This is a genomic window from Pseudomonas sp. PSE1(2024) (assembly GCF_050990555.1).
In the GTDB taxonomy this organism is placed as follows: Bacteria; Pseudomonadota; Gammaproteobacteria; order Pseudomonadales; family Pseudomonadaceae; genus Aquipseudomonas; species Aquipseudomonas aphyarum.
The window spans coordinates 1,211,319-1,229,080 of the sequence record NZ_CP158967.1; the positions used below are offsets into that span (position 1 = coordinate 1,211,319).

Here is a 17,762-nt window from a genome sequence, read left to right on the forward strand (position 1 = left end):
TTATTTTTCTGTCATCTTCACCATGCATGCTCCGATAGGCCGGTGACGCTCCGGGAGAGGCCGGCGACGAGCAGAACTTTCCTCTCGGGCCGGTGGTCATTTACTGTGAACACGCCCCAGACACTGTGTTTTCGGACTATTGAGTGGAGATCGAGATGGAAAGTATCAGTCTATTGCTCGGTGAGGCTCTGAGCCCGTATCAGGTGACGTTGACCCCTCGCGGTCGCCACGGCGAATGCCTGGTGACCTTGAAGAACGGCAGCGGCGCGATCGTGGTGGAGCGCGAATTCAATCAGGCGCAATTGAGCGACAAGCGCCAACTGACGGATGTGGTCGACGGCCTGCACCGTGACATCCTGATTGCAGAAGGCCGGCTGGAACCCTGTGTGATCGCCGCGTTGCGAAACGCAGCCCTCGACAAGCACCCGTCCCTCTGAAAACTGATTTTTCAATTGTGGGAACCTTCCTGCATCCCGATCAGTCAGACCCCGTAACAGCAGGATCAAGCATTGTGCTCCGGTGCTTGTCGCTTGCTGCTACGGGTCTTTGATACAGACCACGTTTAACCCCGAGTCGTCTCCCCACTTCTCGGGGTTTCTTTTTGCCCGGATTTCACTGCGCGGCTTGCTGCTCGAAGAAAATCCGTGCCTGTTCCAGATAGTCCTGGCGCCGCTCGGGGTCGAGCCAGTCGGCGTAGAGCTGGTTGAGGTGGTCGTGGGGCAGGGTGCGCAACAGTTGGTTGATCTCCGTGATCGCCTGCCGGCCCGCCGTGGTGTCGGTGCAGCCGACATGGCCCGACAGGTACTTGCCCGTGCCGCGAATCGGGAAGAACAGCAGTTCGTCTTCGGCGATCTCGGCCTGGCGCGCCTGGTAACGGATTTCCGGCCAGTAACCCAGCACCACCTGCAAACGCCCCAGACGCTGCATCGACAGCAGGCTGCTGAGCGCATCGTTGCCGTAGTGCGGCGTCAGCGCGCCGCTTGGTGCCTGATGCAGCAATGTATCGATGTACTCGCCATAACTGCGTTCCGCCACCACTCCGACTTTTCGCTCGCCGTTGGCCAGAAACGCCGACAGATCGACTTCGTCCTCGACCAGAAACGGCTCCAGCACTTCGCGATCTCTCTGACGCACCACCAGACCATTGCTGACCGCGCGAAACGCAGGGATGGAGAACGCGATCCACTGTGCCCGTTCCTTGTTCCAGATCAGCGACGGATCGCAGGCGAAGGGATGTTCATGAAGCATTTGAATGCCACGGGCACGATTGACCCGCATCAAGGTGTGGTCGTATTGCGGCATGCCGGCAATCAGCATCGGCATCAATTGATCGATAACGCCCTGGCCCTTTTTCGGGCCTTCGAAGATCGTCAGCGGCGGCAGGTCGCGAAGCAGCCAGATCAACGTCGGTTTGGCCTGCGCCCACGCCGGCAGCACCAGCAGAAATAGCAGGCCGAACAACCGCCAGGTCCACCAATGGTGGGCGCGGTTCGTGGCCGAGGGCATCAGGCGCTTCAGCTCAGATGGCTCCGTCTTCGCGCAGCCGGGCGATCTGCTTCTCGTCGTAGCCAAGATCGTGGAGTACCTGCGCATTATGTTCACCGAGCTGCGGTCCGACCCATTCGGACGTGCCGGGTGTATCAGAGAGTTTCGGCACGATGCCCGGCATCTTGAAGGGTTTGCCGTCCGGCAGTTTGGCGTGCAGGAACATTTCCCGGGCCAAGTACTGCGGATCGTTGAACATGTCTTCGGCGCTGAAGATCCGGCTGGCCGGCACTTCGGCCTGGTTCAGCAGATCCAGCACGGTTTGCAGCGGCAGCGAATTGACCCAGCGGTCGATGACACCGTACAACTCATCGCGGCGGGTGTCGCGCCCGTCGTTGCTGGCCAGCGCCGGGTCATTGGCCAGATCTTCACGGCCGATGATCAGCATGAAGCGCTTGAAGATCGCATCGCCGTTGGCGCCGATTTGCACGTGTTTGCCGTCGGCGCTGGTGTGGATCGAGGAGGGTGTGATGCCCGGCATAATGTTGCCGGTGCGCTCACGAATGAACCCGAACACATCGAACTCCGGCACCATGCTTTCCATCATGGCGAAGATTGCTTCGTACAACGCCACATCGACCACCTGGCCGAGACCGCCGTTGACCTCGCGATGACGCAAAGCCATCAACGCACCGATCACGCCCCACAAAGCCGCAATCGAATCGCCAATGGAAATCCCGGTGCGCACCGGCGGCCGGTCTTCGAAACCGGTGATGTAACGCAGGCCGCCCATGGATTCGCCGACTGCGCCGAACCCAGGCTGATCCTTCATCGGACCGGTCTGGCCGAAACCGGACAGGCGCACCATCACCAGTTTCGGGTTCAGCGCGTGTAGGGTTTCCCAGCTCAGGCCGAGTTTTTCCAGGACGCCGGGGCGGAAGTTCTCGATCAGGATGTCGGCTTCGCCCAGCAGTTTTTTCAGGATCGCCAGGCCATCGGGGTGTTTCAGGTTCAGCGTCAGGGACTTTTTGTTGCGTGCCTGGACGAACCACCACAGCGATGTGCCTTCGTACAACTTGCGCCATTTGCGCAGCGGATCCCCGCCGTCCGGCGACTCGATCTTGATCACTTCGGCGCCGAACTCGCCGCAGATGCGCGAGGCAAACGGCCCGGCAATCAAAGTACCCAATTCAATGACTTTCAGACCGCTGAGCGGTTTGTTGGCGAACGGCATGCGAGATCCTGTAGGACAAGGCTGAGCAGATACAGCGTTTTAACATAGCCGGCTGTCAGTCGCGCAAGGTTGATCGCCATCAATTCGTGGATTGCCTACAGCATCGGTTAGACTTGCCGACTTTCCTCGTATCAAGAAGCCCGTTCATGGCCCAGCCGTCCACTACCTACAAATTCGAACTGAATCTCACCGATCTCGACCGCAGCGTCTACGAGAACGTGAAGCAGACCATCGCCCGTCACCCTTCGGAAACCGAAGAACGCATGACCGTACGCCTGTTGGCCTACGCGCTCTGGTACAACGAGCAACTGTCGTTCGGTCGTGGTCTGTCGGACGTGGATGAACCTGCGCTGTGGGAAAAGAGCCTGGATGACCGTGTCCTGCACTGGATCGAAGTCGGCCAGCCGGACGCGGATCGCCTGACCTGGTGCTCCCGTCGCACGGAACGCACCAGCCTGCTGGCCTACGGCAGCCTGCGTGTCTGGGAAGGCAAGGTGATCCCGGCGATCAAGAACCTGAAGAACGTCAACATTGCCGCTGTTCCTCAGGAAGTGCTGGAAACCCTGGCCAAGGACATGCCTCGCGTCATCAAGTGGGACGTGATGATCAGCGAAGGCACGATCTTCGTCACTGATGATCGTGGCCAGCACGAAGTCCAGCTCACCTGGCTGCAAGGCGAGCGCGGCTAAGTCCGCGTTACTCCCGAAAAATCCCACGTATTCAAGAGAAGCTTCTGTCACCCCATGCGTATCGATCCTCGCCCGTTGCCCGCCACTCTGCCGTTTCTCGGTGAACTGCCACCGCTGCTGACCCGCCTGTATGCGGCGCGGGGCGTGCAGTCCGAGGCGGAGCTGGACAAGAGCCTGGCGCGGCTGATTCCGTTCCAGCAGCTCAAAGGGATCGATGCGGCGGTGGACCTGCTGGTGACGGCGCTGGAGCAGCGTCAGCGGATCCTGATCGTCGGCGACTTCGACGCCGACGGCGCGACGGCCAGCACCGTGGGCGTGCTCGGTTTGCGCTTGTTGGGCGCGGCGCACGTCGATTATCTGGTGCCGAACCGTTTCGAATACGGCTACGGCCTGACCCCGGAAATCGTCGAAGTCGCGATGACCCGCGAGCCGCAACTGTTGATCACCGTCGACAACGGTATTTCCAGCGTCGAAGGTGTAGCGGCCGCGAAGCGCCACGGTTTGAAGGTTTTGATCACCGACCACCACTTGCCCGGCGATGAACTGCCGCAAGCCGATGCGCTGGTCAATCCGAACCAGCCCGGCTGCGAGTTCCCGAGCAAGGCGCTGGCCGGTGTCGGGGTGATTTTCTATGTGTTGATGGCGTTGCGCGCACGCCTGCGCAGCCTCGGCTGGTACGAGAGCAAGCCACAACCGAACATCGGCGAACTGCTGGATCTGGTGGCGCTGGGCAGCGTCGCCGACGTGGTGCCGCTGGATGCCAACAACCGGATTCTGGTGCACCAAGGCCTGGAACGAATTCGCGCCGGACGTGCGCGGCCGGGGATCAAGGCGATCCTTGAAGTGGCCAAGCGTGAAGCTTCGCGCATCACGTCTACCGACCTCGGTTTTATCGTCGGCCCGCGCCTGAACGCGGCGGGGCGTCTGGATGACATGAGCCTGGGCATCGAATGCCTGCTGACCCACGACGCTGCGCTGGCGCGGGAAATGGCCGCGCAACTGGACGGCATGAACCAGGATCGCAAATCCATCGAGCAGGGCATGCAGCGTGAGGCGCTGGCCCAGCTCAAGGACTTGCCGGTCGAGTCGATGCCGTTCGGGTTGTGCCTGTTCGATCCGGAATGGCATCAGGGTGTCATCGGTATTCTGGCGTCGCGGATGAAAGAGCGGTATTTCCGCCCGACCATCGCCTTCGCCGATGCCGGTGACGGTTTGCTCAAGGGCTCGGGGCGTTCGGTGCAAGGCTTCCACATTCGTGATGCGCTGAGCGTGGTCGCGGCGCAGCATCCGGATCTGATCGCCAAGTACGGCGGCCACGCTATGGCGGCTGGCCTGACCTTGCCGCAGGAGAATTTTCCGTTGTTCGCCGAGGCATTTGACGCCGAGGTGCGTAGGCAGCTTCGCGAGGAAGACCTGACCGGGCGCCTGCTGTCGGACGGCACATTGGCGGTCGAGGAGTTTCATCTGGAACTGGCTCGGGCCCTGCGCCACGCCGGGCCGTGGGGCCAGCACTTTCCGGAGCCGCTGTTTCACGGCGTGTTCCAGTTGGTCGAGCAGCGGGTGGTTGGCGAGCGGCACCTTAAAGTGGTGCTGAAAACCGAATGCGGATCGGTGAAGCTCGACGGTATCGCCTTCGGGATTGATCGCGATATCTGGCCGAACCCGACGATCAAATGGGTCGAACTGGCCTACAAACTCGATCTCAACGAGTTTCGCGGCAATGAGACCGTGCAACTGATGATCGCCCACATCGAACCGCGCTAAAGGTCGTTGCGCCCCTTGCTCAAGGGGTGCAGGCATCTTCAATTGTGCTGTTTCATTTCTGAACCCTCCCTCATCCCCGGATGTCGACTAGGCTCTAAGCACTGCTTGATTGGCCTTGTGACGTCTTGTCGAATTTTTTGCCCGCGGGGGCGGGTGCTGCACCTTTTTCCTGTCACTCGTCGACTTTTCAAACAGAACCCTGGAGCCTGCCCACTGATTTGAGAGGTGCCCCATGAGTCTGCTGCTTGAACCCTTTACCCTTCGCCAACTGACCCTGTCCAACCGCATCGCCGTGTCGCCCATGTGCCAGTACTCCAGCGTCGATGGCCTGGCCAACGACTGGCATCTGGTGCACCTCGGCAGTCGTGCCGTGGGGGGCGCTGGCCTGGTATTTACCGAAGCCACGGCGATCACGGCCGACGGGCGGATCACCGCCGAAGACCTGGGCCTGTGGAACGACGAACAGATCGCACCGCTGCAACGCATCACCCGTTTCATCAACGCGCAGGGCGCAGTGGCCGGCATTCAACTGGCCCACGCCGGGCGCAAGGCCAGCACCCATCGGCCGTGGATCGGCAAACATGGCAGCGTCAAACCGGATGACGGCGGCTGGACGCCGGTGGGGCCTTCGCCGATTGCCTTCGACCCGCAACATACCCAACCGAAACAACTTGATGAGAGTCAGATCGCCCAGGTCATTCAGGACTTCGTGGCAGCAGCCAAACGTGCTCTGACCGCCGGTTTCAGTGTGGTCGAGGTGCATGCGGCGCACGGTTATCTGTTGCACCAGTTTCTGTCGCCGCTGAGCAATCAGCGCCGCGATCAATACGGCGGTTCGTTCGAAAACCGCATTCGACTGGTGCTGCAAGTGACCGAGGCGGTACGCGCGGTGTGGCCGGAAGAACTGCCGGTGTTTGTGCGCCTGTCGGCTACCGACTGGGTCGAGGACGGCTGGAACCCCGATGAAACTGTGGAGCTGGCGCGACGCCTGAAAGCCTTGGGGGCCGACCTGATCGACGTGTCATCGGGCGGCACGGCGGTCAACGCCGAAATCCCTGTGGGGCCGGGTTATCAGACACGCTTCGCCGAACGGGTACGCAAGGAGTCAGGCATTGCCACCGGCACCGTGGGCATGATTACCGAGCCGGCCCAGGCCGAGCACATCCTGCGGACCTGTCAGGCCGACATCATCTTCCTCGCCCGTGAGCTGCTGCGTGATCCGTACTGGCCGCTGCATGCCGACGATGACCTGGGCGGACGCAAAGCGGTGTGGCCGGCGCAGTATCAACGTGCGACTCATCGGGATCAGCCGATTCACGAGTCTGATCTGCGGGATTGATTCCGACCGGTCGCAAAGCCTATAAAACCCGCCATTGAACCGGCGGGTTTTTTCTTGCCTGTCGTTTGGAATCGCAAAGGAATGGACCGCAATGTTGATCGAACGTGAACTGACTGAATCGGACTTGCCGCGGCTGGCGCTGATCGACCGCAGTGAGTTGGTCGAAGAGTGTTATCGCGTGGAAAACGGTGAGCTGGTTCTGTATCCGGCGCGTTTCGACATGCGCGGATGGCCCGAAGGGGAGGCGGAGGAGAATGCGCAGGTACTGGAAAAATGCTGGCGCAGCGGCGGTTGGCTACACGGACTTTTCGATGGAGATTTATTGGTCGCGGCGGTGGTTGTGGATAACCGGGTTATACACAATCAGGGCCTGAAGATGCGGCAGTTGAAGTTTTTGCACATCAGCCGTGCCTGGCGCGGGCAGGGATTGGGCGGGCGATTGTTTGCACTGGCTTGCGAGCATGGCCGAGAGGTCGGCGCCGGGGCGTTGTACGTGTCGGCGACCGAGTCGCGCAATACCGTGGAGTTCTATCAGCGCCAGGGTTGCCGGTTGGTTGATCACCCGAATCCTGAGTTGATTGATCAAGAGCCCAAAGACATTCATCTGTATTGCCCACTGACCTGACGCAGTACCTTCAATTTCCGATGTTGAATATTCCGACGCTTTCGCGAGCAAGCCCGCTCCCACCCTGGCTCCGTGTCGGTCACAAACTGTGTGATCGAACCAGATCCAATGTGGGAGCGGGCTTGCTCGCGAAGAGGCCCGCGCAGGCGCCTCAAAACATCAAGGGTATTTGCGCTTGTCCGGCGCTGGCGGGAAGTACTGGTACAGCCAGGTCTCGCTCAGCGTGCGGTCGTTGGTGCGGATGAACAGTCGTAGCTCAACTGGCTCAACGCTGTCATTGGTCGGGTACCAGTCGAACAGGATCCGGTAGCCCTTGATGTCATCCAGCACCAGCACGCTGAAATCCTGCACCTTGCCGTTGGAGCAGGTCACCACCGGTTCGATCCCGGTGCCCTGCGGCAGGCGATCCAGACCGCCACCCGTGAAGTCCACGGCAAAACGACGGGCCCAGACCGGCGGGTAATGCTCGCCCGGTGCCCAGCCTTCGACGAATCCACCCATGCCCGAACGGGTCGCATGCACCCGCGCCAGCGGCGTGCCGACCGGCGGCAGGGCGCTCCAGTAGAGCTTGTAGCCGTAGTTCAACGAGTCGCCGGCGGCTACCGGTTTCTTCGGCGTCCAGAACGCAACAATGTTGTCGAGGGTTTCACCGGTTGTAGGAATTTCCAGCAGATCGATAGAGCCTTCGCCCCAGGCGGTTGTAGGTTCTACCCACAGGCTCGGACGCTTGCTGTACCAGTCGACGGTGTCCTGATAGTTGGCGAATTCGTGGTCGGTCTGCACCAGACCGAAACCTTTCGGATCGGTGTCGGCGAAGGCGTTGAATTGCAGGGTCGCCGGGTTGTTCAGCGGGCGGCAGATCCACTCGCCGTTGCCGCGCCACATGGCCAGACGATCCGAGTCATGGATTTGCGGGTGAATGGTGTCGCACATCCGGCGCTCGTGGGTGCCGCAGCTGAACATGCTGGTCATCGGGGCGATGCCCAGTTGTTCGATGGCAGTGCGGGCGTTGATGTGGGCGTCGACTTCCATCACCACGCGCTCGGCCTGGCAATCGATGTCGAAGCGATAGGCGCCGGTCGCGCTCGGCGAGTCGAGCAGGGCGTAGACCACAAAGCGGGTCGCGTTCTGATCCGGAGTTTCGAACCAGAACTTGGTGAAGTCGGGGAATTCTTCGCGTTTCTTGGCGTAGGTGTCGACGGCCAGGCCACGGGCGGAGAGGCCATATTGGCCAGTGGCATCCACCGCGCGGAAGTAGCTGGCGCCGAGGAACGACACCACGTCATGCCGATCCAGTTCCGGTGCCTTGAACAGCTTGAAGCCGGCAAAACCCAGGTCGCCCTTGAGCTGCTGGGTGTCGACCGAGGTGTTCTCATAGTTGAACAGCTGAGGGCGGAAATGCACTTCGCGGGCCGTGCGGGTTTTGGGATCTACGCTGTACATGCGCACCGGCTGACGGAAACCCATGCCGACGTGGAAGAACTGCACATCGAGCTGACCCTTGTTCTCCTTCCACAGCGAATGCTCGCCGTCGTAGCGGATCGCGTTGAAGTTCTGCGGGGTCATGGTCGCCAGGGTCGGCGGCAGCACCTGTTTGGTGTCCTGATACGCGCTGCCGGCCAGTTGCTTGGCCTGGCGCTTCAGCGTCTCGAAGTCGAAGGCCTGGGCTTCACCGTCGGCGGCACCGCCAGAGGCGGCCCAGGCGCGTGCGGCGAGCAGGCCGGAGGCGGAAAGGCCGGTGTAAGCCGCAATGGCCATGGACGCTTTGAGCAAATTCCTGCGGTGCATAGATACAACCTGTCGTGGACAATCCCGCGCCGTTCCTGGCACGTACTGGATCAGAAATTACGGTTCGGACAAGCCTTCGGCCAAACGCTACGGACTAGTAACAGATGCCCGCTAGCTTAATCCGTTCGCTGATTTTGCAAAATTCATTGATAGCACCGCGACAGCGTCTCAATGAAACAAGACGTTACGGTTACTTATCCCACAGCCTTTTCTGATTTATAGGGCATATCTGCTTTTTTCGACTAATTACTCTAAAAACAGCTTTTCAGCGCCGATTTAATTTCTATTCTATGGGCATCGCCGGTCACGACCCATCCGACCGGCAGGGCTCAAATCGCTGCTTAAAGGAGCAGGGCGATGCGGTTTTCGAAAATTTCTGACGTACTGGAAAAGGACATCGTCCATGACAAAAGGACAAGGCATCACCGAAATGTTGGGCATCTTTCCCTGCCTCACCAACGTCCGGCGAAGACGCCGGCTCAGTCCTGACGAACTGAAACTGGTGGAGCGTTACCGGGAGTTGTCGGAAAGCGACCGGATTGCGATGCGGTATCTGGTGGATGCGATGAGGAGTGTTTCGCGGTTTTGAAACAGGAGGTTCACCGTGAAAGCCATTTGGCTTTCACGGTGGCCAGATCAATCAACTTACCCGCGTCAGCATCGGCGATGCCGACATGGATTGCGTCCAGATGCTTGGCGACCGCGCATTGTTTGACGAATTTTTGCAGGTAGTCTTCAGCAAAACCCTCGTCGCTCGGGATGATTTCGAGAATGGGCGGCAGTGCAGGGATGGCGTTGTGCATCTGTTAGGGACTCGGTCAGAAATTGGTCGAGGTAGATGGTGAACATTGAAGGGGCGGGCTCTGGAGTCCGCCCCTTTTTCATTGGGCCAAGTGAGGCCGTCAGCTACATGTCCCCGATACCTGATATGGCTGCTGACCGCGCACCAACTCCGGCATATCACGCCATTTCACCCAAGCCTGTTGTTGCCAGTGCAGCAGCGGCACGGTGACGCCCGCCCAATGCATCGAGCTCAGGCTCGGGCAGTTTTCCGCTGTTGCTGAGCTGGTTTCTCGCAAAATGGGAATCACCTCATTGCTCAGCCATTGGCGCAGATTGCGGTTTTCCGGGATGAAATGGTGGACGAGCAGCGCGTACATGCCGGATTCGCTGACCATCGGTGTCTCGACAACTTTGCCGTACTTGCGCAGGCGGACGATGCGGCGTTGGTCGGGGTCGAGTTTCAGGGTGACGCGTGGGTTCAAAGGATGGCCCATCATGCGGCCCAGATCCTGAGTGCAGAACCAGGCTTGGTGATCGAGTAGGAGGGCGTGGAGGAAGCGGTTGTGGCGGGTGAAGACGGTGGGAATGAAGTAAGGATGATCTTTAGAGGAATTTTGAGTTTGATTGGGCATTTGTCGACTCCAATATTGAGAATAGAGCCGCCACTCGGATGAGTGCGGTTGCGCCATTTTGATTTTGTTCCGGCTTCGACACCGGGCTGCTGACTTCGCTGCCGAAAGGAAGCGTATCGGTCAGGTGCTTAAGGTGCCAAGCCCGGTTAATCGACGCTTGTTGTCGGAATTGAAGATCTTTCTCGTAGGCAGCATCTGTAGGAATTTCCTGTTTTTGCATGTTCTGCAGAGAGGAGGCCCCTGAGCCACAATTTTTCCTATATTCATTCGAATCCACGGAACGAACCTCAGGTTTCTTCCCGACGATCCAATATTCGGTTTCCAGTTACGGCTTGTTTCAGGCAGGTCACTGCGATCTATGGCAGCTGTTTATCGTCAGAGCAAAACGCTTTAAAGCACTGCGCTGTCGTCCTATAAATCGGTCGGAATAGTCCTACGATCAGCGGCGGTTGCAGATCCCGAAACCAAGTATTACGTTGGTGTGGCGAGTAATACTCAAGGAGCATGAAATGACGACAACCATGACGAGTAAGGGTCAAGTGACGATTCCCAAGCCAATCCGTGATGCCTTGCATCTCACGCCGGGCTCGGCGATTGAGTTCAGTGTCAATGAGCAGGGAGAGGTGGTACTGCACAGTGCGAAGCCCGTTACAGGCAAAGCAAAAATTCCGGATCGATTTGATGCTGTTCGTGGCAAAGCCGATATCAAATGGCGAACCGATGATTTGATGGCGTTGCTTCGGGGTGATGATTAATGGTGTTGGTTGATACCAATGTGTTGATTGACGTTTTGGAGGACGACCCAGCTTGGGCTGACTGGTCTATCCAGCAACTTCGCGCTCAGTCGCTAATTCATGAGTTGGTCATTAACCCGATCGTTTATGCAGAGTTATCCCAGACTTTTTCAACGTTTGAAGCGCTGGATGGGGTGGTTAATCAGCTCGGCTTGGTCATGCAGGAAATCCCGCGACCTGCGCTCTTTTTGGCTGGTAAAGCGTTCGTTCGTTATCGAAAGGTAGGCGGAGGAAAACACAACGTGTTGGCGGACTTTTTCATTGGTGCTCATGCAGCTGTAAAAAAACTACCGTTGTTGACACGAGACTCTAAGCGCTACCGCAATTACTTCCCCTCCGTCGAGTTGATTACACCTTCCTGATTTGTAGTTACGTTTTTAAGTAGCCTGGATTCGTAAATCGCCCCGGAAGTATCTGAATCTCCGGGGCGATTGTGTTTAGCGCCCCACCTTCCAAGCATCCCCAGCCGGTGCCTTCCCATGGTCGTATGGCTTGCCAATCCACATGTAAACCAGCCCCAACCCAATCACGATCGCCGTGCTCAGCACCATCGCGTAGTTGATGTACCACGCTGCATCCGGCGTGCGTGGCCAGGCCATGTTGATGATTGCGCCGACGCCGTACACCAGCGCGCCGATGTTCACCGGCCAGCCCCAGGCGCCGAGGGTGAATTTGCCGCTCGGTTTCCAGCCTTTGCTGCGGGCGTACAGGGCGGCGAGGACGATCATTTGAAACGCGAGGTAGATGCCGATGGCGGCGAAGCTGACGATGGTGGCCACGGCGTCTTGCAGGAAGAAGCCGAGGGCGATGATCAGGCCGGGCAGGACGCCGGACACGAACAGCGCAGCAACTGGCACTTGGGTCGTAGGAGAAATCTTTTTCAGCAGTCGGCTGCCGATGACCATTTCATCTCGAGCGTAGGAATACAGCAGACGACTCGCCGCCGCTTGCAGGCTGATGACGCAGGAGATGAAGGAAATCATTACCACACCCATCACCACTTTCGAACCGACCGGGCCGAACGCGTTGTTGAGGATGGTGGTGACTGGGTCCTTGTCGGTGCCGTTGATCACCGCTTGCATGTCCGGCACGGCGAGGATCAGTGCCAGGCAGGCGAACATCGCCGCGATGCCGCCGATGTAGATGGTCATGCGCATGGCCACCGGGATTTTCTTGCTCGGGTTCGGGGTTTCTTCGGCCACGTCGCCGCAGGCTTCGAAGCCGTAGTAGAGGAACATCCCCGCCAGCGAAGCGGTGAGGAATGCCGGCAGGTAGGAGCCGTCGACGCTGATGTCGAAGGTGTTGAACAGCACGCTGATTGGCTGGTGACGCTCGAAAATCAGCAGGTACACGCCGACGATCACCGCGCCCACCAGTTCGCAGAGGAAGCCGAACATAGCGATCCGCGCCAGCACTTTGGTGCCGCTGAGGTTCACCAGCGTGGCGAACAGCGTCAGCACCAGGGCGATGACGATGTTGGTGTTGTTGCTCGGCTCAAAACCCAGCATAGCCGCGAGGTACGGGCCGGCGCCGACCGCAACAGCGGCGATGGTCACGCACAGGGCGATGGAGTAGATCCAGCCGACCATCCACGCCCATTTCTTGCCCACCAGGCGACGTGCCCAAGGATAAACACCACCGGAAATCGGGAACTGCGAAACCACTTCGCCGAAGATCAGGCACACCAGCAATTGCCCGCAACCGACCAGCAAATAGGCCCAGAACATCGGTGGCCCGCCGGCGGCCAGGCACAGGCCGAACAGGGTATAAACCCCTACGACCGGTGACAGATAAGTGAAGCCCAGCGCGAAGTTTTCCCACAGGCTCATGCTGCGGTTGAAGTTGGAGGTGTAGCCCAGTTGGCGCAGTTGTTCGGCATCGCTGTCGGCAACGGCGGCTGAGAGATCGGGTGATGCACTCATGTGTGTTTGCTCCGTGAAATCGGCAGATTTCGGATGGCCGAAGCCGTGGCGGTGCTTGGTGAGCGCCGCCCGGATCGGTAGTTATTGTTTTGAATGCCTGGTGATGCGGATGACCGGTTTCTGCCTTGAAGCCGGGGGATGCCTTTAGTGCTTGAACATCACATGCCGAACCGTGGTGTAGTCCTCCAGTCCGTACATGGACATGTCCTTGCCGTAGCCGGACAGTTTCTGACCGCCATGAGGCATTTCGCTGACAAGCATGAAATGTGTATTCACCCAGGTGCAGCCGTACTGCAACCGAGCGGACAGTCGATGCGCACGTCCTACATCCGCCGTCCACACCGAGGACGCCAGGCCGTAGTCCGAATCATTGGCCCACTCCAGTGCCTGGGCTTCGTCGGTGAACTTGGTCACCGACACCACCGGCCCGAACACTTCGCGACGGACGATTTCGTCGTCCTGCTGGGCGTCGGCCAGCACGGTTGGTTCGAAGAAGAAACCGTTGCCGTCCACCGCCTTGCCGCCAGTGATCAAGCGAATGTGCGGTTGCGCCACAGCGCGTTCGACAAACCCGGCCACGCGGTCGCGATGCTGGGCGGTGATCAGCGGCCCGAGTTCCGTGGACGGATCATCTTGCAACCCGTACTTGATGCTGCTGACCGCCGCGCCGAGCTTCTCGACGAACTTGTCGTAGATGCCTTGCTGGGCGTAGATCCGGCAGGCGGCGGTGCAGTCCTGGCCGGCGTTGTAGAAACCGAAGGTACGAATGCCTTCGACTGCCGCGTCGATGTCGGCGTCGTCGAAGATGATTACCGGCGCCTTGCCGCCCAGTTCCATGTGCATGCGTTTGACGCTGTCGGCGGTGCTGGAAATGATGTTCGAACCAGTGGCGATGGAGCCGGTCAGCGAGACCATGCGCACTTTCGGATGGGTCACCAGTGGACTGCCTACGCTCGGCCCACGCCCGAACACCAGATTGAGTACACCGGCCGGGAAAATATCTGACGCCAGTTCGGCCAGACGCAATGCGGTCAGCGGGGTTTGTTCCGACGGCTTAAGCACCACGGTATTACCGGCGGCGAGGGCCGGGGCGATTTTCCAGGCGACCATCATCAGCGGGTAGTTCCACGGCGCGATGGAGGCGATCACGCCCACCGGGTCGCGGCGGATCATCGAAGTGTGGCCGGGCAGGTATTCGCCACCGGCTGAACCACTCATGCAGCGACTGGCGCCGGCGAAGAAACGGAACACGTCGGCAATCGCCGGGATCTCGTCGTTCAGCGCGGCGCTGTAGGGTTTGCCGCAGTTGTCCGATTCCAGTTTGGCCAGTTCTTCGCCGTCTGCTTCGATGGCGTCGGCGAGTTTCAGCAGCAACAGCGAACGGTCTTTCGGCGTGGTCTGCGACCATTCGGCGAAAGCACTGTCGGCGGCGCGCACGGCAGCATCGACCTGGGCTTCGGTGGCCTCGTTGATTTCCACCAGCACTTCGCCACGTGCCGGGTTGAGCACCGGTTGCGCCGGGCCTTCGCCGTTGACCAGTTGGCCGTTGATCAAGAGTTTGGTTTGCATGTTGTTGTCCTCTTCGAAGCAATTGTTATTTTTCTGAAGAAACCGGGTTCCATTGTGGGAGCGGGCTTGCTCGCGAAAGCGGTGGGTCAGCCGACATCAATGCGGAATGTGATGGCCTCTTCGCGAGCAAGCTCGCTCCCACATTTCGATCCGGTTTCTTCAGTTATTCGGTTATTTCCCACCGCTGCCGGCCACGCTCTCGCCACCCCGGGTCAGGTAGTAGGCGCCGAGGATCGGCAGCATGGTCACCAGCATCACGAGCATCGCCACGACGTTGGTCACCGGCACGTCCCGTGGGCGGCTCAGTTGATTGAGCAGCCACAGCGGCAAGGTGCGTTCATGGCCGGCGGTGAATGTGGTGACGATGATTTCGTCAAACGACAGCGCAAACGCCAGCATGCCGCCGGCGAGCAGGGCCGAGCCGAGGTTCGGCAGGATGATGTAGCGAAAGGTCTGCCAGCCGTCGGCGCCGAGATCCATCGACGCCTCGATCAGGCTGTGCGAGGTACGGCGCAAACGGGCAATGACGTTGTTGTAGACGATCACCACGCAGAAGGTCGCGTGGCCGACGATGATGGTGAACATCCCCGGCTCGATGCCCAGCGTCTTGAAGGTCGCCAGCAGCGCGATCCCGGTGATGATCCCCGGCAGTGCAATCGGCAGGATCAGCATCAGCGAAATGCCCTGCTTGCCGAAGAAATCCCGGCGATAAAGCGCAGCGGAAGCGAGGGTGCCGAGCACCATGGCGATCAGCGTGGCAATGGCCGCGATCTGCAGCGACAGCTTGATCGCTTCCAGCACGTCCGGCCGCGAAAACGCCACGCTGAACCAGTGCAGCGTGAAGCCTTTCGGTGGAAAGCTGAACGCCGCGTCTTCAGTGTTGAAGGCGTAGAGGAAGATGATCAGGATCGGAAAGTGCAGAAACACCAGCCCGCCCCAGGCTGCGATGCGCAGACCGATAGAAGCACGCCCTTGTGATGAAGAGTCAGAGTGCATCGAAGGCCCCCAGTCGTTTGACGATGGACAGGTAGATGGCGATCAGCACGATCGGCACCAGCGTGAACGCCGCAGCCATGGGCATGTTGCCGATCGCACCCTGTTGCGCGTAAACCATGCTGCCGACGAAGTAGCCCGGCGGGCCCACCAGTTGCGGCACGATGAAGTCGCCCAACGTCAGCGAGAACGTGAAGATCGAACCGGCCGCAATCCCCGGCACCGACAGCGGCAGAATCACCTGCATGAAGGTCTGGCGCGGCTTGGCCCCGAGGTCGGCGGAGGCTTGCAGCAACGACGGCGGAAGGCGTTCCAGCGAGGCCTGGATCGGCAGGATCATGAACGGCAGCCAGATGTAGACGAACACCATGAACCGACCCAGATGCGAGGTCGACAAGGTGCTGCCGCCGACCCCGGGAATCCCCAGAATGAACTGCAGAACCGGCTCCAGCCCCAGGTGCTGAACGAACCACTGCGCCACGCCGCCCTTGGCCAGCAGCAGCGTCCAGGCGTAGGCCTTGACGATGTAACTGGCCCACATCGGCATCATCACCGCGATGTAGAAAAACGCCTTGGTCTTGCCGGTGGTGTAGCGCGCCATGTAGTAGGCAATCGGGAACGCGACGATGGCGCTGGCGATCGACACCACGACGGCCATGCTCAGGGTGCGCAGGATGATGTCGAAATTCGACGGCTGAAACAGCGCGGCGAAATTGGCCAGGGTCAGGTCCGGGGTGACTGCCATCGTGAAATCGTCGAAGGTGTAGAAACCTTGCCACAGCAACATCAACAGCGAGCCGAGATAGATCGCGCCGAACCACAGCAGCGGCGGTATCAGCAGCATCGACAGATACAGGTTCGGCTTGCGATAGAGCAGGTTGGAAAACCTGCGCAACGGCGCCGATTGAGGGAGGGCGAGGGCGGTCATGTCACACCCCGCTCGCAACGGTGTCGTGCAGCGGAATCATCGCTTCCCGCGCCCAGCGCGCACTGATGCGCTGACCGGTCTGGTGCTGCGCGCTGCTGTCGATCCACTGATTATTGGCCTGGCTGATGCTCAGGGTCTGGCCGTTTTCCAGGGTCAGTTCATAGCGCGTGGCGCTGCCCTGGTACTGGATGTCGTGGAGCAGGCCGCTGACTTCGATTTCATGACTGGCCAGCGGGCCTTCGGCGAAACGCACGTGTTCCGGGCGGATCGAAAACGGCTGCGGATGGCCGCTGAGCTGACGCGCCAGATCGCCGCGAATCACGTTCGAAGTGCCGACGAATTCAGCGACGAACGTTGTGGTGGGTTTCATGTACAGATTGCGCGGGGTGTCGACCTGTTCGATACGACCCTTGTTGAACACGGCCACGCGGTCGGACATCGACAGCGCTTCAGTCTGATCGTGGGTGACGAAGATGAATGTGATGCCGAGCTGGCGTTGCAGCTTTTTCAGTTCGCTCTGCATTTGTTCGCGCAGTTTCAGATCGAGAGCGCCCAACGGCTCGTCGAGCAACAGCACTCGCGGACGATTGACCAGGGCGCGGGCGAGGGCGACACGTTGGCGCTGACCGCCGGACAACTGCACCGGTTTGCGGGCGCCGTAGCCACCGAGGGCGACCATGTCCAACGCTTCTTCGGCGCGCTTGTGGCGCTCGGTTTTGCTTACGCCTTTGACCTTCAGGCCGTAGGCAACGTTGTCTAGCACGTTCATGTGCGGGAACAGCGCGTAATCCTGAAACACTGTGTTTACGTCGCGTTGATAGGGCGGCAGACCGGCGGCTTCGGCGCCGTGAATGCGGATCGAGCCGGCGCTCGGTTGTTCGAACCCGGCGATCAGGCGCAGGCACGTGGTCTTGCCCGAACCGGAGGGACCGAGCATGGAAAAGAACTCGCCGTCCTGGATGTCGATGGAAACCCGGTCAACGGCTTTCACTTCGCCGAACTGCCGGGAAACGTTGGTGAACTGGACTGCAAGCGTCATGGTGCGGTGCTCCGAAAAGGCGAGGGTCGTCGCAGCGGCCCTGCCTGGACTTCTGAAAAACAGTATTCGAATTGATCGTTCCCACGCTCTGCGTGGGAATGCAGCCCGTGACGCTCTGCGTCAGCTCATGCGAATGGACGCGGAGCGTCCGGTGATGCATTCCCACGCGGACGGTTCG

General features: G+C 59.8%; 19 protein-coding genes. 8 read left to right on the top strand and 11 right to left on the bottom strand.

The window, feature by feature from the left end:
• Positions 1-155 precede the first annotated feature (155 nt).
• Complete coding sequence (locus tag ABTV87_RS05280; protein ID WP_007954641.1) at positions 156-437, top strand: DUF3509 domain-containing protein; 282 nt, start codon at positions 156-158, stop codon at positions 435-437.
• 175 nt (positions 438-612) lie between these two features.
• Here ABTV87_RS05280 and ABTV87_RS05285 read toward each other — a convergent pair whose 3' ends face one another.
• Complete coding sequence (locus ABTV87_RS05285; RefSeq protein WP_433899090.1) at positions 613-1,506, bottom strand: TIGR02285 family protein; 894 nt, start codon at positions 1,504-1,506, stop codon at positions 613-615.
• 13 nt (positions 1,507-1,519) lie between these two features.
• Complete coding sequence (locus ABTV87_RS05290; protein WP_207985137.1) at positions 1,520-2,719, bottom strand: CaiB/BaiF CoA transferase family protein; 1,200 nt, start codon at positions 2,717-2,719, stop codon at positions 1,520-1,522.
• A gap of 146 nt (positions 2,720-2,865) precedes the next feature.
• Here ABTV87_RS05290 and ABTV87_RS05295 point away from each other — a divergent pair, with 146 nt between their 5' ends.
• The 4 genes from ABTV87_RS05295 to ABTV87_RS05310 all read left to right on the top strand — a co-directional run bounded on the left by ABTV87_RS05295 (position 2,866) and on the right by ABTV87_RS05310 (position 7,136).
• The gene (locus ABTV87_RS05295; protein WP_011332624.1) at positions 2,866-3,408 is read left to right on the top strand and encodes a YaeQ family protein; all 543 of its coding nucleotides are present in this window, start codon (positions 2,866-2,868) and stop codon (positions 3,406-3,408) included.
• 54 nt (positions 3,409-3,462) lie between these two features.
• A complete protein-coding gene (gene recJ / locus ABTV87_RS05300; RefSeq protein ID WP_007954648.1) occupies positions 3,463-5,172 on the top strand; it encodes a single-stranded-DNA-specific exonuclease RecJ in 1,710 nt (569 codons plus the stop codon).
• A gap of 232 nt (positions 5,173-5,404) precedes the next feature.
• Entirely contained in the window at positions 5,405-6,511 is a 1,107-nt protein-coding gene (locus ABTV87_RS05305) for an NADH:flavin oxidoreductase/NADH oxidase (protein ID WP_085609151.1), read from the top strand.
• Between the two features lie 91 nt (positions 6,512-6,602).
• Entirely contained in the window at positions 6,603-7,136 is a 534-nt protein-coding gene (locus ABTV87_RS05310) for a GNAT family N-acetyltransferase (protein ID WP_433899091.1), read from the top strand.
• Positions 7,137-7,295: 159 nt separating this feature from the next.
• Here the strand turns inward: ABTV87_RS05310 and ABTV87_RS05315 are convergent, their stop codons facing one another.
• Entirely contained in the window at positions 7,296-8,924 is a 1,629-nt protein-coding gene (locus ABTV87_RS05315; RefSeq protein WP_007954654.1) for a glucan biosynthesis protein D, read from the bottom strand.
• Between the two features lie 403 nt (positions 8,925-9,327).
• Here ABTV87_RS05315 and ABTV87_RS05320 point away from each other — a divergent pair, with 403 nt between their 5' ends.
• On the top strand, positions 9,328-9,513 hold the full coding sequence (locus tag ABTV87_RS05320; RefSeq protein WP_007954656.1) for a hypothetical protein: 186 nt from the start codon (positions 9,328-9,330) through the stop codon (positions 9,511-9,513).
• Positions 9,514-9,523: 10 nt separating this feature from the next.
• Here ABTV87_RS05320 and ABTV87_RS05325 read toward each other — a convergent pair whose 3' ends face one another.
• From ABTV87_RS05325 to ABTV87_RS05335, 3 genes are all read right to left on the bottom strand, one after another.
• Positions 9,524-9,727: a hypothetical protein gene (locus ABTV87_RS05325; RefSeq protein ID WP_085609154.1), complete on the bottom strand. Its 204-nt coding sequence runs from the start codon at positions 9,725-9,727 to the stop codon at positions 9,524-9,526.
• A gap of 99 nt (positions 9,728-9,826) precedes the next feature.
• A complete protein-coding gene (locus tag ABTV87_RS05330) occupies positions 9,827-10,339 on the bottom strand; it encodes a BRO-N domain-containing protein (RefSeq protein ID WP_433899092.1) in 513 nt (170 codons plus the stop codon).
• Positions 10,311-10,616 (bottom strand): hypothetical protein, encoded by a 306-nt coding sequence (locus ABTV87_RS05335; protein ID WP_433899093.1) that lies wholly within the window; start codon positions 10,614-10,616, stop codon positions 10,311-10,313. The genes ABTV87_RS05330 and ABTV87_RS05335 overlap by 29 nt, the downstream gene beginning before the upstream one ends.
• Before the next feature lie 232 nt (positions 10,617-10,848).
• Between ABTV87_RS05335 and ABTV87_RS05340 the strand changes: the two genes are divergently transcribed.
• Both ABTV87_RS05340 and ABTV87_RS05345 read left to right on the top strand, forming a co-directional pair.
• Complete coding sequence (locus ABTV87_RS05340) at positions 10,849-11,094, top strand: AbrB/MazE/SpoVT family DNA-binding domain-containing protein (protein WP_433899094.1); 246 nt, start codon at positions 10,849-10,851, stop codon at positions 11,092-11,094.
• A complete protein-coding gene (locus ABTV87_RS05345) occupies positions 11,094-11,495 on the top strand; it encodes a type II toxin-antitoxin system VapC family toxin (RefSeq protein ID WP_179692533.1) in 402 nt (133 codons plus the stop codon). The genes ABTV87_RS05340 and ABTV87_RS05345 overlap by 1 nt, the downstream gene beginning before the upstream one ends.
• Positions 11,496-11,570: 75 nt before the next feature.
• Here the strand turns inward: ABTV87_RS05345 and ABTV87_RS05350 are convergent, their stop codons facing one another.
• From ABTV87_RS05350 to ABTV87_RS05370, 5 genes are all read right to left on the bottom strand, one after another.
• A complete protein-coding gene (locus tag ABTV87_RS05350) occupies positions 11,571-13,055 on the bottom strand; it encodes an APC family permease (protein ID WP_273902506.1) in 1,485 nt (494 codons plus the stop codon).
• A 144-nt stretch (positions 13,056-13,199) separates the two neighbouring features.
• Complete coding sequence (locus tag ABTV87_RS05355; protein ID WP_433899095.1) at positions 13,200-14,624, bottom strand: gamma-aminobutyraldehyde dehydrogenase; 1,425 nt, start codon at positions 14,622-14,624, stop codon at positions 13,200-13,202.
• 171 nt (positions 14,625-14,795) lie between these two features.
• The gene (locus ABTV87_RS05360) at positions 14,796-15,620 is read right to left on the bottom strand and encodes an ABC transporter permease (protein WP_085609159.1); all 825 of its coding nucleotides are present in this window, start codon (positions 15,618-15,620) and stop codon (positions 14,796-14,798) included.
• Positions 15,610-16,545 carry an ABC transporter permease gene (locus ABTV87_RS05365; protein WP_127797030.1) on the bottom strand — a complete coding sequence of 312 codons (936 nt, stop codon included), beginning with the start codon at positions 16,543-16,545 and terminating at the stop codon, positions 15,610-15,612. Before ABTV87_RS05365 ends, ABTV87_RS05360 begins: the two co-directional genes overlap by 11 nt.
• A 1-nt stretch (position 16,546) precedes the next feature.
• Complete coding sequence (locus ABTV87_RS05370) at positions 16,547-17,584, bottom strand: ABC transporter ATP-binding protein (protein WP_085609161.1); 1,038 nt, start codon at positions 17,582-17,584, stop codon at positions 16,547-16,549.
• Positions 17,585-17,762 lie beyond the last annotated feature (178 nt).